1 protein-coding gene is annotated in these 249 nt (G+C 44.2%); it reads right to left on the bottom strand.

Annotated features, from left to right (window positions below; genetic code table 11):
* Nucleotides 1-21: 21 nt before the first annotated feature.
* On the bottom strand, nucleotides 22-249 hold a 228-nt coding region (locus F1003_RS19065), incomplete at its 5' end, for a regulatory protein RecX (protein ID WP_202913935.1).

Below are 249 nucleotides of genomic sequence, written 5' to 3'. Positions count from 1 at the left end.
GTATCGTTTGTCCATTTCAGTTTACTCCTCTTCCTGCAAGAATTGATCAATATCGTCAATCGAGAATCCTTTTCTGAATAAGTACTGTTTGACCTTCATTCCGCTTTCATAGCTGCCGTCATAGCGGTATTTCCTGATCGCTTTTTCCGCATGAGCCTTCAGAGCTTCCATCTCGGCTTCATCATCATTTTCATACTCCGTCTGTTCCAGAGCGGCATTGATGACGTCGAAAGGGAAACCTTTTCGCTG

It is taken from the genome of Winogradskyella ouciana, assembly GCF_009709615.1.
Classification (GTDB): Bacteria; Bacteroidota; Bacteroidia; order Flavobacteriales; family Flavobacteriaceae; genus Winogradskyella; species Winogradskyella ouciana.
Note: the sequence above shows the minus strand (reverse complement) of the source record. Positions and strands in the feature narration are given on the sequence as shown.